Source organism: Pseudomonas sp. BIGb0164 (genome assembly GCF_024810135.1).
Classification (GTDB): domain Bacteria; phylum Pseudomonadota; class Gammaproteobacteria; order Pseudomonadales; family Pseudomonadaceae; genus Aquipseudomonas.
This window is the reverse complement of sequence record NZ_JANUEA010000003.1, coordinates 238,314-252,854: the sequence shown is the minus strand read 5'-3', so window position 1 is coordinate 252,854 and position 14,541 is coordinate 238,314. Positions and strand designations below refer to the sequence as shown.

Sequence of the window (14,541 nt, the reverse complement as noted above, 5' to 3'; positions counted from 1 at the left end):
CGTTTGTATTGACCGTATTGGTGGTTTAGGGAACTTGTCCTACGGTTCCCGGTCAATTTTCGCAGTGCTTCACTGCACGAGTTATGTGAGTCGGAGGTTTTTTCGTATGACCACTTCTTTGCAACCTGCTTATGCCTTGGTCCCGGGTGCGAACCTGGAAGCCTATGTGCACACGGTCAACAGCATTCCATTGCTGACGCCCGAGCAGGAGCGTGAACTGGCCGAGAGTCTCTACTATGAGCAGGATTTGGGGGCGGCTCGGCAGATGGTGCTCGCCCACCTGCGTTTTGTCGTACATATCGCCCGTAGCTACAGCGGCTACGGCCTGGCCCAGGCTGACCTGATCCAGGAAGGCAACGTCGGCCTGATGAAGGCTGTGAAACGCTTCAACCCTGAAATGGGTGTGCGCCTGGTGTCGTTCGCCGTGCACTGGATCAAGGCGGAAATCCACGAGTTCATCCTGCGCAACTGGCGCATTGTGAAAGTCGCGACCACCAAGGCCCAGCGCAAGCTGTTCTTCAACCTGCGCAGCCAGAAGAAGCGCCTGGCGTGGCTGAACAACGAGGAAGTCCACCGCGTGGCCGAAAGCCTCGGTGTGGAACCGCGTGAAGTGCGCGAGATGGAAAGTCGCCTGACCGGCCATGACATGGCCTTCGACCCTGCTGCTGAAGCAGACGACGACAGCGCCTTCCAATCGCCGGCCAACTATCTGGAAGACCACCGGTACGACCCGGCGCGTCAGCTGGAGGATGCGGACTGGAGCGACAACTCCAACCACAACCTGCACGAAGCGCTGGAAGTGCTGGACGACCGCAGCCGTGACATCCTCTACCAGCGTTGGCTGGCAGAAGACAAAGCCACGCTGCACGACCTGGCGCAGAAGTACAACGTGTCGGCCGAGCGGATTCGTCAGCTTGAGAAGAGCGCGATGAACAAGCTTAAATTGTCGATCGCCGCCTAACACGCAGCGATAAAACAAAAAAATGCCCTGATCGAAAGATCGGGGCATTTTTGTTTGTCTTCAGAATCTACGCGGTCTCTGTGGGAGCTGGCTTGCCTGCGACGGGGCCCTGTCAGCCAACTTATGGGCAAGGTGATACACCGCTATCGCAGGCAAGCCAGCTCCCACAGGGGGGGCAGTGTGTCAGTCAGACCAGGGCGCTTTTCGGGAATTGTTCAGCTCGACCAAATAGCCGTCCCCACCCAACTGGCTCATCTGCTGCCGAATCCACGCCGCCCGCCTTGCCACATACGCCGTCGGATGGCTGGCACTCCACACCCTCGGATTAGGCAACACCGCCGCCAGATAACTGGCCTGCTGCCGCGAAAGCGCCTTGGCACTCACCCCAAAGTGATGCCGGGCGGCCGCTTCTGCGCCAAACACCCCTTCATCCCATTCCACGCTGTTGAGGTACACCTCAAGAATCCGCTGCTTGGGCCACAACACCTCGATCAGCCCGGTAAACCACGCCTCCAGGCCCTTGCGCAGATAACTGCGACCGGCCCACAGGAACAGGTTTTTCGACACTTGCTGGCTCAAGGTACTGGCGCCACGGATCGAGCCACCGCGCTCGTTGTGCAGGATCGCCGCCTGGATCGCGCCAAAGTCGAAACCCCAGTGCTGCGGGAAGCGCTGGTCTTCACCGGCCATCACCGCCACTTTGAGGTCGTCGGAGATCTCGTCCCACGGCACCCAGGTGCGCTGCAGGTCAATCGGCTCGCCGTCGACCCAGGACTCCACCTTGCGCTCCACCATCAGCGCAGTGCCGGGCGGCGGGACGACACGGAACAGCAGCACCAGCAGCACACTGCCGATGGCAAACCATTTCACGACTTTGAGAAAACGTTTGAAGAGGAGACGCAGCATAGAGATGGCTTGGCCGAACCCGTTGAGCGGGCCATTATACAGACCCGGCCCTTTGCGTCTGACTGGAGTTCCTCATGTTGCGTGGCTTTCTGATGTTGGCTGCCTTTTTCGGCTTCACCGGTGTCGCCCTTGGCGCCTTCGCCGCCCACGGCCTGAAAAACCGCCTGAGCGCCGAGTACCTGGCGATCTTCCATACCGGCGTGACCTATCAACTGATACACACCTTGGCATTGTTCGGTGTGGCGTTGCTGGCGGCGCATATTCCTGGCCGATTGGTCAGCTGGGCGGGTATCTCGTTTACCGTCGGCATCCTGCTGTTCTCCGGTAGCCTGTATGTGCTGACGCTGACAGGTTTCAGCAAGCTGGGGATCATCACGCCGTTTGGTGGCTTGGCGTTCCTGCTGGGCTGGTTCTTCCTCGGCTTGGCGGCGTGGCGCCTGCAAGCGGCCTGACCAAGGGACTTGGGCCAGCAACCCCAATCGGGCTAGAATGCGGGCCCCTAAAAACGATGGCGGCCCGTGGCATGCGCATTCAGTTGAACGGCGAATCCTTTGAACTGCCCGACGGTGAAACCGTTGCGGCCCTGCTGACCCGTCTGGACCTGACCGGGCGTCGCGTCGCAGTGGAACTCAACCTGGATATCGTCCCGCGTAGCCAGCACGCCGAGACCGCGCTCACCGACGGTGATCAGGTCGAAGTGGTCCACGCCATCGGCGGCGGTTAGTCGCGCAGCTTTCTGAATTCTGCAGAACCTCACCCCATTTCGAGGATTTCCCATGAGCATCGTTCGTAGCGACAAGCCCTTCGTCCTGGCCGGTCGTACCTACCAGTCCCGTTTGCTGGTCGGCACCGGCAAGTACCGCGACATGGAAGAAACCCGCCTGGCCATCGAGGCCTCCGGCGCCGAGATCGTCACCTTCGCCGTGCGCCGCACCAACCTGGGCCAGATCGAAGGCGAGCCGAACCTGCTCGAAGTGCTGTCGCCAGATCGCTACACCTTCCTGCCGAACACTGCCGGCTGCTATGACGCCATCGAAGCCGTGCGTACCTGCCGCCTGGCCCGTGAGCTGCTCGACGGCCACAACCTGGTGAAGCTGGAAGTGCTGGCCGACCAGAAAACCCTGTTCCCCAACGTGATCGAAACCCTCAAGGCCGCCGAAACCTTGGTCAAGGAAGGCTTCGACGTGATGGTCTACACCAGCGATGACCCGATCATCGCCCGCCAATTGGCGGAAATCGGCTGTATCGCGGTGATGCCGCTGGCCGGCCTGATCGGTTCCGGCCTGGGTATCTGCAACCCGTACAACCTGCAGATCATCCTCGAAGAAGCCAAGATCCCGGTGCTGGTAGACGCGGGCGTAGGCACGGCCTCCGACGCGACCATCGCCATGGAGCTGGGCTGCGACGCGGTGCTGATGAACTCGGCCATCGCCCATGCCCAGCAACCGGTCATGATGGCCCAAGCCATGCAACACGCAATCGTCGCAGGCCGCCTGGCGTACCTCGCCGGTCGCATGCCGAAAAAACTCTACGCCAGCGCCTCTTCGCCGCTGGATGGTCTGATCAAGTAAGAGCCATTGATGACTGAATCAAACGAAACGCCGAACACCGTGGAAGAAGGCGACGAGTCCAAGCACCGCCGCATCAAGAGTTTTGTGATGCGCGCCGGTCGCATGACCGAAGGCCAGCAAAAGGGCCTGGAGCAAGGTACGCCGCTGTTCGTGCTGCCATTGGCGGATGCGCCGGTGGACTACGACCAGGTGTTCGGCCGTTCGGCGCCGCGTTCCCTGGAAATCGGCTTTGGCATGGGCCACTCCCTGCTGGAAATGGCCGCCGCCTCGCCGGAACAGGATTTCATCGGTGTGGAAGTTCACCGCCCGGGTGTCGGCGCGCTGCTCAATGGCGTGCTGACCCAAGGCCTGACCAACCTGCGGGTGTATGACTGCGACGCGATCGAAGTGCTCAACCGCTGCATCGCCGACAACAGCCTCGACCGCCTGATGCTGTTCTTCCCAGACCCATGGCACAAGGCCCGTCACCACAAGCGCCGCATCGTCCAGGCCTCCTTCGCGGAACTGGTGCGCAGCAAGCTGAAAGTGGGCGGCATCCTGCACATGGCCACCGACTGGGAACCGTATGCCGAATACATGTTGGAAGTGATGAACGTCGCCCCTGGCTATCGCAACATCGCCGAAGACGGCAAATGCGTGCCGCGCCCGGCGGAGCGCCCGATCACCAAGTTCGAACGTCGTGGTGAGCGACTCGGGCATGGTGTGTGGGATTTGAAGTTCGAGAAGCTGGCTTAAACGGCTACGCATCAGCGGCGGTGAAGCAGGTTTGCTTCACCGCCGTTTTCGTTTCTACTTGTAAAGGAATACAAGGGTTTGAAATTTACGTTCCCCTGCTTGTTGCTGCTGAGTCTGCTGTCTGCGGCAGTATTCGCCACCACGACCGCCTCCCTTCCAGTGATTTCTCCGGACGACTACTTTGAGCGTGCTCAAAAGAAAGCGGAACAACTGCGCGTGTTGATTGAGGAAAACCTGCCTCTGGAAGCCAGTGGCAAACTGGATCCCAAGGTCTCGGCTGAGTTGGCCAAAGAAGGTAAGGATAAGATAGCTGCGTTGCAAAGCGACCTGAAGATGGCTTCCGACGGTGGGCATACGGTAGCGACTTACATGCTGGCCAATATGCAAAGTCGGTTCGGGATGTCGGACGCCGAGCGCAAACAGGTCTGCGAGCCGATGCACAGGGCAATGGATCAAGGCCTGTTGGCAGCCGCGGTAGGTTATTACTACCAATGCGACCAGACTTACATGCGCCTTAATTTTCTTGACCCAGGCCATGTGAAGTATCTGGAGGATCTTAAGCAGATGCTCCTGCGCGCTGATGGATTTCAGGGCTACTACCCTTTGTACACACAACGCTCGCTCTGTTTCGAGAAAGATCGTCTGGCTGAGATCAAGGAGGAGTGGACCGTAGCCAACCAGCAGGCGCAGGCCAGTGCGCGAATGCTGACCTATGACCAGTACCGAGCCGACGCCTACTACATATTGGCTGCAACTCGAATGAACGAAAAAGGCATGCCCGACAGCCTCAACCTGACCTATCTGAACCAAGCGCTGGCGTTGGGCTGCAAAGACCCGATGACGCTTAAAGAGTATTACGAGAAAGCGTTTGGAGGGCAGGCGTCCAAATAGGGCTGCTTCGTCTAACGCTGGTCAGCGACATGTGTCGCTGAAATTCAAAAATCGGCCAGCCCATAACGCACCCTTGTAGGAGCTGGCTTGCCAGCGATAGCGGTCTATAGGCGGCCAATGAACTGCCTGACACACCGCCATCGCCGGCAAGCCAGCTCCTACGATGTCTGTCTAGTCAAAGCACTTTGAGGAACCGCGCAGGCACCCGCTCTGTCAGCCAAACCCCATTCTCAGCCTGAAAAAACCTGTAGCCCTCGGCGAGCATCTTCGGGGTGTCTATCTGCAGAATCGCCACTTTCCCATAGCGTTGCCCGACTTCTCTGGCCGTCTCAAGTTGTTCACTGAGGTGTACGTGATGACGCGAGCCTGGAATCAGGCCCTGCTGGCTGATTGACTCCATGAAGCGGGTCGCGGTGCCATGGAAAAGCACCGCGGGCGGTTGTTTTTCGTCGAGTTGCAGCTGGACGTTCTTGTTGGAGTGGCCTTGCACGGCCCGGATTCGTCCGTTGTCCTCAGAGAACGCAAAGCGTTTTTTGTCGTTGCCGGACACCACCTGCTCAAGCAATTCCCGGGTAAGGCTGCGCCCGTTGCTGGCAGCGGTCTCGATCAGTTCGGCAACGCTTGCCCAGCCCTCTGAGTCCAAGGAAAGACCAATTGCCTGAGGCTCGTGACGCAGTACATAGCTAAGAAATTTACTGGTGTCGTCCAGAAGCGTTTTGCTCATGAGATGTCCTTGGCTTTGTCTGGATGAAATCAGCGCCGACCTGCCCCGCACTCTGAACTTGTAGGAGCCCGGCTTGCCGGCGATGGCAGGCGATTCATCACGGTACACCTTGAGGGCCCCATCGCCGGCAAGCCGGACTCCTACAGGGGGTGTGTTGGTTTTGGATCAGCGGCGGTCTGCAACTACGCCAATTAGTACCAATACGACCACCAGCACCGGCGCCAGGCTGTAGTTATTGAACTGGCTCAAGCCCCGCACAATCCACGGCGTGGCGTAGATCAACGCGGCGCCGCTGCCGATCATGCACAGCAACGCCATCAGCGGCACGCGCAACGCACCGGCAACGCTGCCCAGGCGGGCTTCCACCCAGCCCTTGATGTCGGCGCCAAACAGCACCAGCAAGCAGCCCACCAGGGCCAGGGAGATTTCCGACAGATTGCTACGGCTCCAGCGGGATACGGTGGCGAGCAGGTCGAGTACCAAATCCATGTGATTTCCTTAAGAGCGTCAGCTCAAAAACTTCTGCAGCAGGTCATTGAGAAAGAGTTGCCCGCGGTCGGTCGCCGCCAGGCGTGACGGTTCGACCTGCATCAAGCCACTTTGTTCGGCCTCGCGACGGCCTTCATCCAGGCTCGCCAGGTCGAGCCCGGTGCGCTCGGTGTATAGCTTGGCGTCGACGCCGTCGGTGAGGCGCAAGGCATTCATCAGGAACTCGAACGGCAGCTCCTCGTTTGTCAGCTCTTTCGCGCCGGCCTGAAAGCTTTTGGCCGGGTTGAGGTAGTCCTTTGGTGCGCGTGTCTTCCAGGTGCGCACGATGCGCCCGTCTGGGTGGCTGAGCTTGCCATGGGCGCCCGCGCCGATGCCGATGAAGTCGCCAAAACTCCAGTAGTTCAGGTTGTGCCGCGCCGGACGGCCCGGTTGGGCATAGGCTGACACTTCGTATTGCGCGTAGCCGTGCTCAGCCAGCAACGCCTGACCCGCTTCCTGGATATCCCATAAGGTGTCGTCTTCCGGCAGCGCCGGTGGCTGGTTCCAGAACACCGTGTTGGGTTCCAGGGTCAGTTGATACCACGACAGATGTGTCGGCTTGAGCGCAATCGCTTGGCGCAGGTCGCTCAGGGCGTCGTCCAGGGACTGATCGGGCAAGCCATGCATCAAGTCCAGGTTGAAGTTATCGAACCCGGCCTGGCGCGCCATGCCGGCAGCACGCACGGCTTCGTCGCCGTTGTGGATGCGTCCCAGGGCTTCAAGCTTCTGCTGCTGGAAACTCTGGATGCCAATGGACAGCCGATTGATCCCCAGCTTGCGGTACGCCACGAACTTCTCTTGCTCGAAGGTGCCGGGGTTGGCTTCCAGGGTGATCTCGATATCGCTGGCAAACGGGATGCGTGCTTCCACGCCCTTGAGCAAACGGCCCAGCGCCGCAGCGCTGAACAGGCTCGGGGTGCCGCCACCAAAGAAGATCGAACTCAGCTCGCGGCCATACACCGCGTGCAGGTCCTGGTCGAGATCGGCCAGCAACGCGTCCACATACGCTTCTTCCGGCAGCACCTTGCTGGCGGTGTGGGAGTTGAAGTCGCAATAAGGGCATTTGCGCACGCACCACGGGATGTGGATATACAGCGCCAAGGGCGGCAGCAGGGGCAGGGCCGCCCGTGGAGTTTGCGCGCCGCCGTGGATCAGCGGCTGCGCAGAGGTGTTCTGGGTCATTTCAGGCTCAGGCGTTGGCGCAGCAAATCCATTGCGCGAGCACGGTGGCTGATCTGGTTCTTGTCGGCCGGGCTCAGTTCGGCGCTGGAGGCATTGCGCTCTGGCACCCAGAACAGCGGGTCATAGCCAAAACCGTGTTCACCGCTGGCCGCATGCAGGATGCGCCCGTGCCACAGTCCTTCACACAGGATCGGCAACGGGTCGTCGGCGTGGCGCACCAGGGCCAGCACGCAGACGAACTGCGCGCCGCGCTCGGCGTCCGGCACGTCCTTGAGGGCGTCCAGCAGCTTGGCGTTGTTGGCTGCATCGCCTTTGCCATCGGCATAACGCGCCGAATAGATGCCCGGTGCGCCGCCGAGGAAGTCCACCGCCAGGCCCGAGTCATCCGCCAGCGCCGGCAGGCCGGAAATGCGTGCAGCATTGCGTGCCTTGAGGATGGCGTTTTCGACGAACGACAGGCCAGTCTCTTCCGGCTCCACCTGGCTGAACTCGCCAATCGAGCGCAGTTGCACGGAGTCGCCGAGCATGGCTTGCAGTTCTTTGAGTTTGCCGGCGTTATGGCTGGCCAGTACGAGTTGGGTGAGTTTCATCATTCGGCCGGGAAGAGTTCTTGAACAAAACTGAAACCGTGGGCTTTGCCGCCGGTTTCAACATTGATGGTGAAAGTCTTGAATTCCTGCTGCGGCACCGAGTAGGGCGCGAGGTAGTTGGTCACGCCTTTTTCGGTGATCTGCTTGAAGGTCAGCACTTCGCTTTTGCCAAGCGAGTCCTTGATGGTGCCGGTCACTTGCGCCACCACCGGGGTCACGCCCTTGAACACGGACACGTTGATCAGGCCCTTGTTCTTGCTGCGCACCACGCCAACGGCCTGGGCGGTTTCCGGCTGCAGGAAGCTGGAGGTGAAGGTGTTGTAGCGCACGGTGATATCGCCGAATTCCTTCGTGCGGTTAGGGTCGATAACGTCGGCGGCCATGGCGTTGGCGCCAAGCAGTGCGGTCAATAGAAAAACAGCCAAACGACTCATGAGCGTCCCTCTTGAAAATGATTAGACGGCAATCTTGTGGTCGGTCAGGCCAGGGCTGCTGACCCGGTAAATGCCGATTTCTCCCAACAGATTAGGCCACAGCTTACTCGCCCAGCCATGGCGGTGCTGTTGATCGACGGCAAGGCGGTTGATCACCTTGGCTTCACGCTCGCCACACAAGGCTTCGAAGTCTTCGAAGGTGCAGAAGTGGATGTTCGGCGTGTTGTACCACGTGTACGGCAGGAAGTCCGACACGGGCATGCGGCCCTTGGTGGCCAGGTACCAACGGCAGCGCCAGTGGCCGAAGTTGGGGAAGGTGATGATGCACTGGCGGCCTACGCGCAGCATTTCGTCGAGGATGCGGTCTGGGTAGTGCACCGCCTGCAGGGCCTGTGTCATCACCACGATGTCGAAGCTGTTGCTGGCAAAGTTGCCCAGGCCCTTGTCCAGGTCCTGCTCGATCACGTTGATACCCTTGGCCACGCATTGGGCGATGTTGTCCGGGTCGTTTTCCAGGCCGTAGCCGGTGACTTGCTTGTTGTCGCGCAGCCAGCTCAGCAGTTCGCCATCGCCGCAGCCCAGGTCGAGCACGCGGCTGCCGGCGGGGATCCAGTCTTGGATGATTTCCAGGTCGGCTCTCATGGCGTTCTCACACAGTAATCCGGTTCATGTAATTGCCGAACGCCTGCAGGTAGCGCGGGATCGGAATCAGGAAGGCGTCGTGGCCCTGCGGCGCGTCGATCTCCAGGTAGCAGACGTCTTTGCGCGCCGCCATCAAGGCATCCACCAGCTCGCGGGAGCGCGCCGGCGAGAAGCGCCAGTCGGTGGTGAACGACATCACGCAGAACTTGGCCTTGGCGCCCTCGAAGGTTTTCGCCAGGTCATCGTCGTGATTGGCCGCAGGGTCGAAGTAGTCCAGGGCCTTGGTCATCAACAGGTAGGTGTTGGCGTCGAAACGTCCGGAGAACTCCTCGCCCTGATATCGCAGGTAGCTTTCTACCTGGAACTCGACGCTGTGGAAGTCGTAGTTGAGCTTTTCGCTCTTGAGGCCCCGGCCGAATTTCTCGCCCATGGAGTCATCGGACAGGTAGGTGATATGCCCGACCATCCGCGCCAGCATCAGGCCGCGCTTGGGGATCACGCCGGCTTCCTGGAACGAACCGCCGTGGAACTCGGGGTCGGTGAGGATGGCCTGGCGCGCCACTTCGTTGAAGGCGATGTTCTGCGCCGACAATTTGGGGGCCGAGGCGATGGCCAGGCAGTGGCGTACGCGATCCGGGTAGGTGATGGTCCATTGCAGGGCCTGCATGCCGCCCAGGCTGCCACCGATCACGGCGGCCCACTGGCTGATGCCCAGCAGGTCGGCCAGGCGTGCCTGGCTGTGTACCCAGTCTTCCACGGTGAGCACCGGGAAGTCCGCACCGAATGGCTTGCCGGTTTCCGGGTTGAGGCTGCTCGGGCCGGTGGAACCGTTGCAGCCGCCGAGGTTGTTCAGGCTGACCACAAAGAACTTGTTGGTGTCGATGGGTTTGCCGGGGCCGATGCAGCTGTCCCACCAGCCGGGCTTGCGCTCGTCGGCCGAGTGGAAACCGGCGGCGTGATGATGGCCGGACAAGGCGTGGCAGATCAGCACGGCATTGCTCGCCGTGGCGTTCAATTGGCCGTAGGTTTCGTAGATCAGGTCGTAGGCTGGCAGCGACCGGCCGCAGGCCAGGGCCAGCGGTTCGCCGAAGTGCGCCACTTGGGGCACGACCAGTCCAACAGAATCGGGGGGGAAGGCAGCTGGCATCGACCCTGCTCTCGTTTAAATGAGGCGTAAGTCTAAAGAGCGGGGGGGCCAGCGGCAAGCAAAGGCGCAGATACAAAATATGGCAGTTGGCCTGTGTGGGAGTCGGGCTTGCCCGCGATGCAGGCACCTCGGTGTGTCAGTGACACCGCGGTGATGCTATCGCAGGCAAGCCAGCTCCCACACAAGCCAGCTTGCACAGGAGGCATATCAGATCAGGCCGAACAATTCCTTAGGCATGAACGCGTAATAGGCCAGGCGCGGGATCACCCAGCTTTGCAGCAGCTGGATCGCGATAAACGCGAAGATCGGCGAGATATCCAGGCCGCCCAGGTTGGGGATCAAGCGACGGAACGGCGCCAGCACCGGCTCGGTGATCTGATACACCAGCTCGGCGCCCGGGCTGCGGCTGCCGGGAGCGACCCACGAGAGGATCACGCTGATGATCATCGACCAGAAGATGATCTTCAAAAACAGCGAGAAAATGCCAATCAGGCCCCACGGCAACAGCAGCACGGTGTTGGCCTGGTAGCCATTGAGCAGCAGGATCACTGCAAACAGCAGGATCTGCAGCAGCAGCGCCAGCACCAGCGATGACATGTCCAGGCCAAACATGCTCGGGACCACCCGGCGCAGTGGCTTGAGCAGCGGCTGGGTAGCCTTCACCACGAACTGGCACAGCGGGTTGTAGAAGTTCGCCCGCACCAGTTGCAGGATAAAGCGCATCAGCACGATCAGCAGGTACAGGCTGCCCAGGGTCTGGATGATGAAAACGGCAGCGTCATTGATTCCAAGCATGTTTGATTCCTTGTAGGGGACGACTATTTGCCCAGCTGCTCGGCCATTTCGGCTGAACGATGTGCTGCGGCACCCAGTGCTTTTTCCACCAGGGCTTCAAAGCCCCCGGCCTGGAACGATTCGATGGCAGCCTGCGTGGTACCGCCTGGGGAGGTCACGCGGCGGCGCAGTTCGGCGGCGTCCACGTCGCTGGTCACCGCCATCTTCGCGGCGCCAAGGGCCGTTTGTTCGGCCAGTTGCTTGGCGATTTCCTGCGGCAGGCCCAGTTTCACGCCGGCGGCGGTCATGGCTTCGATCAGCAGGAAGAAATACGCCGGGCCGCTGCCGGATACGGCGGTGACCGCGTCCAACTGCTGCTCCTGTTCCAGCCACAGGGCGATGCCCACGGCAGACAGCAGTTCCTGGGCCTGGCCGCGCTGTTCGGCGCTGACTTCGGAGGTGGCGTACAGGCCGCTCACACCCTGGCGCAACAACGAAGGCGTGTTGGGCATGCAACGCACGATGGGCTGTGCGCCAAGCCAATTGGTCATGCTGGCGCACGTGATGCCGGCGGCAATCGAGACCACCAACTGGTGCGGTTGCAAGTTCGGGCGCAGGCTTTCGCACACGGCCTTCATGGCTTGTGGCTTGACTGCCAATACGATCACGTCGACGCCCTGGATGGCCTCGGCGTTGTCGGCAAAGGTTTCAATGCCGTGCTCGGCGCTGACGCGGGCGCGGGTCTCGGCGCCCGGGTCGCTGGCGCGGATCTGCTGGGCTTGCAAGCCCTTGGCCCGCAGGCCACCGATCAGGCTGGCCGCCATGTTACCGGCGCCGATAAAGGCAATACGCGTGTTACTCATGACAGGTCCTTACTCAGAGGGAAGTCAGCCATTTCAAGGCTGGCCGTAGTCGCGGGCGCCAAACAGGGCGGTACCGATCCGCACCCAGGTGGCACCTTGGGCAATGGCCGACTCAAGGTCGTGGCTCATGCCCATGGAAAGTGTGTCCAGCGGCAGGTTCAGACGGGCTTGCAGCTCACGCACCGTGGCGAAGGCTGCATCTTGCGCGGCACGGTCTTCAGTCGGCTCAGGGATTGCCATCAAGCCCCGCAGCTGCAAGCGCGGCAGTGCGCTGATTGCCTCGGCCAGGGCCGGCAGGTCGGCGGGCGTACAGCCGGACTTGCTGGCTTCGCCACTGACGTTGACCTGGATGCAGATGTTCAGCGGCGGCAGGTCGGCCGGGCGTTGTTCGGACAGGCGTTGTGCGATTTTGAGGCGGTCCACGGAATGCACCCAAGCGAAGTTCTCGGCGATAGCGCGCGTCTTGTTCGATTGAATGGGGCCGATGAAGTGCCAACTCAAGGGCAGGTCGGTTAATTCGGCCTGTTTGCCCAAGGCTTCCTGCAGGTAGTTCTCGCCAAAGTCGCGCATCCCGGCGGCATAGGCTTCACGCACGGCTTGCGCGGGTTTGGTCTTGCTCACGGCCAGCAGGTGGATGCTGCTTGCGTCACGTTGCACGGCGTCGGCTGCGGCGCGGATGCGCTGGCTAACCTGGCCAATGTTGTCTGCTATCGTCGACATTCAAGATGCGCCCGTGGATATGGAGTCCGCGGCATTCTACTGGAAATGGAAAGCCCTATGGATATCACTGAATTGCTGACGGCTAGCGTGCGCCGAGGCGCCTCCGACCTGCATTTGTCGGCTGGCCTGGCGCCCATGCTGCGTGTGGATGGGGAGGTGTGGCCTTTGGACGGGCCGGTGCTTTCACCTCCGCAGGTGGCGGACTTATTGAGCCCGTTGCTGAACAATTATCAGCAAAAGGATTTCGAAACATCTCTTGAAACGGATTTTGCCTTCGCGCTGCCGGGCGTGGGGCGGTTCCGCGTGAATGTGTTCCAGCAGGACCGTGGCATGGGGGCCGTATTCCGTACGATTCCCGCCGAGGTCCAGAGCCTGGAGAGTCTCGGGCTGGGCGAGGTGTTCCAGCGTATCGCCCAGTTGCCGCGTGGGCTGGTGTTGGTCACAGGGCCCACCGGGTCCGGCAAGTCCACGACGCTGGCGGCGATGATCGATTACCTCAATGGGCATCGGCGCCAGCACATCCTCACCCTCGAAGACCCCATCGAATTTATCCACCGGCCGAAAACAGCACTGATCAACCAGCGCCAGGTGCACCGGGATACCCACAGCTTCTCGGCGGCCTTGCGCTCGGCGTTGCGCGAAGATCCGGACGTGATCCTGGTGGGCGAGTTGCGTGACTTGGAAACCATCCGCCTGGCGCTGACGGCGGCCGAGACTGGGCACTTGGTGTTTGGCACCCTGCATACCACGTCGGCGGCGAAGACCGTGGACAGGCTGGTCGACGTGTTCCCGGCCGGTGAAAAGGCCATGGTGCGCTCGATGCTGTCCGAGTCGCTGCAGGCGGTGGTGTCTCAGGTGCTGGTGAAGAAGATCGGCGGCGGGCGGGTGGCGGCCCATGAAATCATGCTGGGCACGCCGGCAATCCGGAATTTGATCCGTGAGGACAAGGTGGCGCAGATGGTCTCGGCGATCCAGACAGGCGGGGCGTTGGGGATGAAGACCTTGGATATGAGCTTGAAGGCGCTGGTGAGCGAGGGGGTGATCAGTCGCGAGCACGCGCGGGAGAAGGCGAGGGTGCCTGCAGATATCTAGCAAGCGGTTAGATCAATGTAGGAGCAGGTTTTGTGGCGAGGGAGCAAGCTCCCTCGCCACAGCAAGCCCGCTCCCACATTTTGTAACGCGTTCAGCCAGTAATCAGCGCTGAACGACGCGCAGGTTGTTCTGCTCTTTAGGCAACACCCGCTTGGCAATCACGTAGTTCTTGTCCCAGAACGGCTTTTTCAGCGTGTCGATGCTGACGGCCTTGCCGCGACGCGGTGCGTGGATGAAACGATCATTGCCCAGGTAGATGGCAACGTGGTTGACCTGGCGGCTCTTCAATTTGAAGAACAACAGGTCACCGGGTTTCAGGTCCTTGCGATCAACCTTCAGCCCGTGGCCGGCGGCCATGGCGTTGGAAGTGCGCGGCAAATCCACGGCTTTTACGTCGTTAAACGCATATTTCACCAAACCACTGCAGTCGAACCCTTTACTTGGGCTGCTGCCGCCCCAACGATAAGGAGTACCGAGCACGTTGACGGCGCGGCTGAGGACGTTGCTGCTTTGCTTGGTGTTGCTGGCAGCCAGTGCGGTGTGAACAGCTTTACCGTGAACCTTGCTCACTTGAGTCGGGCGGTTGACGGTCAGCTTTACCGACTTGGCGGTGCTCGGTGTGCTGTGGACTTTAGGGGTGAAACCATTAACGTTCGGAAGTCGTTGCTCACGATTGGTGGCGTGGGCGGCCAGTGGCATTAATAGGCAGATGGTTAGCCATGTCTTGAAAAATGGTCGCATTAGGCGTGGCTCTTTTAGGTTTGCGCGCAACTTTATAACA

At 60.7% G+C, this 14,541-nt stretch carries 19 protein-coding genes; 7 read left to right on the top strand and 12 right to left on the bottom strand.

What is annotated here, in order from left to right; translation table 11 throughout:
- Positions 1–106: 106 nt before the first annotated feature.
- A complete protein-coding gene (gene rpoH / locus M2394_RS09000) occupies positions 107–961 on the top strand; it encodes an RNA polymerase sigma factor RpoH (RefSeq protein WP_016972967.1) in 855 nt (284 codons plus the stop codon).
- Between the two features lie 183 nt (positions 962–1,144).
- On the opposite strand, the gene mtgA is transcribed toward rpoH, so the two are convergent.
- Entirely contained in the window at positions 1,145–1,867 is a 723-nt protein-coding gene (gene mtgA / locus M2394_RS08995) for a monofunctional biosynthetic peptidoglycan transglycosylase (RefSeq protein ID WP_176996775.1), read from the bottom strand.
- Between the two features lie 74 nt (positions 1,868–1,941).
- On the opposite strand from mtgA, the gene M2394_RS08990 reads away from it, so the two are divergent.
- The 5 genes from M2394_RS08990 to M2394_RS08970 all read left to right on the top strand — a co-directional run bounded on the left by M2394_RS08990 (position 1,942) and on the right by M2394_RS08970 (position 5,064).
- Entirely contained in the window at positions 1,942–2,319 is a 378-nt protein-coding gene (locus M2394_RS08990; RefSeq protein ID WP_178920034.1) for a DUF423 domain-containing protein, read from the top strand.
- 71 nt (positions 2,320–2,390) lie between these two features.
- Positions 2,391–2,591, top strand: a complete 201-nt coding sequence (thiS, locus tag M2394_RS08985) for a sulfur carrier protein ThiS (protein WP_025859525.1) — start codon at positions 2,391–2,393, stop codon at positions 2,589–2,591.
- A 52-nt stretch (positions 2,592–2,643) separates the two neighbouring features.
- Positions 2,644–3,438 (top strand): thiazole synthase, encoded by a 795-nt coding sequence (locus M2394_RS08980; RefSeq protein WP_105521099.1) that lies wholly within the window; start codon positions 2,644–2,646, stop codon positions 3,436–3,438.
- 9 nt (positions 3,439–3,447) lie between these two features.
- A complete protein-coding gene (gene trmB / locus M2394_RS08975) occupies positions 3,448–4,173 on the top strand; it encodes a tRNA (guanosine(46)-N7)-methyltransferase TrmB (protein ID WP_178920035.1) in 726 nt (241 codons plus the stop codon).
- Between the two features lie 78 nt (positions 4,174–4,251).
- Entirely contained in the window at positions 4,252–5,064 is an 813-nt protein-coding gene (locus tag M2394_RS08970; RefSeq protein ID WP_178920036.1) for a hypothetical protein, read from the top strand.
- 175 nt (positions 5,065–5,239) lie between these two features.
- Here M2394_RS08970 and M2394_RS08965 read toward each other — a convergent pair whose 3' ends face one another.
- From M2394_RS08965 to M2394_RS08920, 10 genes are all read right to left on the bottom strand, one after another.
- Positions 5,240–5,788, bottom strand: a complete 549-nt coding sequence (locus M2394_RS08965; RefSeq protein WP_178920037.1) for an RNA 2'-phosphotransferase — start codon at positions 5,786–5,788, stop codon at positions 5,240–5,242.
- A gap of 165 nt (positions 5,789–5,953) precedes the next feature.
- Positions 5,954–6,277 carry a DUF3392 domain-containing protein gene (locus M2394_RS08960; RefSeq protein WP_010207241.1) on the bottom strand — a complete coding sequence of 108 codons (324 nt, stop codon included), beginning with the start codon at positions 6,275–6,277 and terminating at the stop codon, positions 5,954–5,956.
- Positions 6,278–6,295: 18 nt separating this feature from the next.
- Entirely contained in the window at positions 6,296–7,498 is a 1,203-nt protein-coding gene (gene hemW / locus M2394_RS08955) for a radical SAM family heme chaperone HemW (RefSeq protein WP_259172203.1), read from the bottom strand.
- Positions 7,495–8,091 carry an RdgB/HAM1 family non-canonical purine NTP pyrophosphatase gene (gene rdgB, locus M2394_RS08950; protein WP_178920038.1) on the bottom strand — a complete coding sequence of 199 codons (597 nt, stop codon included), beginning with the start codon at positions 8,089–8,091 and terminating at the stop codon, positions 7,495–7,497. The genes hemW and rdgB overlap by 4 nt, the downstream gene beginning before the upstream one ends.
- Complete coding sequence (locus M2394_RS08945; protein WP_159960660.1) at positions 8,088–8,522, bottom strand: DUF4426 domain-containing protein; 435 nt, start codon at positions 8,520–8,522, stop codon at positions 8,088–8,090. Before M2394_RS08945 ends, rdgB begins: the two co-directional genes overlap by 4 nt.
- A gap of 21 nt (positions 8,523–8,543) precedes the next feature.
- Positions 8,544–9,164: a methionine biosynthesis protein MetW gene (gene metW, locus M2394_RS08940; protein ID WP_016972957.1), complete on the bottom strand. Its 621-nt coding sequence runs from the start codon at positions 9,162–9,164 to the stop codon at positions 8,544–8,546.
- Positions 9,165–9,171: 7 nt separating this feature from the next.
- Complete coding sequence (locus M2394_RS08935; RefSeq protein ID WP_259172200.1) at positions 9,172–10,311, bottom strand: homoserine O-acetyltransferase; 1,140 nt, start codon at positions 10,309–10,311, stop codon at positions 9,172–9,174.
- Positions 10,312–10,518: 207 nt separating this feature from the next.
- The gene (locus M2394_RS08930; RefSeq protein ID WP_176996769.1) at positions 10,519–11,106 is read right to left on the bottom strand and encodes a YggT family protein; all 588 of its coding nucleotides are present in this window, start codon (positions 11,104–11,106) and stop codon (positions 10,519–10,521) included.
- 23 nt (positions 11,107–11,129) lie between these two features.
- Positions 11,130–11,948: a pyrroline-5-carboxylate reductase gene (proC, locus tag M2394_RS08925; RefSeq protein ID WP_178920040.1), complete on the bottom strand. Its 819-nt coding sequence runs from the start codon at positions 11,946–11,948 to the stop codon at positions 11,130–11,132.
- Positions 11,949–11,981: 33 nt separating this feature from the next.
- Entirely contained in the window at positions 11,982–12,668 is a 687-nt protein-coding gene (locus M2394_RS08920) for a YggS family pyridoxal phosphate-dependent enzyme (RefSeq protein WP_178920041.1), read from the bottom strand.
- A 57-nt stretch (positions 12,669–12,725) separates the two neighbouring features.
- On the opposite strand from M2394_RS08920, the gene M2394_RS08915 reads away from it, so the two are divergent.
- Positions 12,726–13,760 (top strand): type IV pilus twitching motility protein PilT, encoded by a 1,035-nt coding sequence (locus M2394_RS08915; RefSeq protein ID WP_259172196.1) that lies wholly within the window; start codon positions 12,726–12,728, stop codon positions 13,758–13,760.
- A gap of 102 nt (positions 13,761–13,862) precedes the next feature.
- Here the strand turns inward: M2394_RS08915 and M2394_RS08910 are convergent, their stop codons facing one another.
- Entirely contained in the window at positions 13,863–14,501 is a 639-nt protein-coding gene (locus M2394_RS08910) for a C40 family peptidase (protein ID WP_259172546.1), read from the bottom strand.
- Positions 14,502–14,541: the final 40 nt, after the last annotated feature.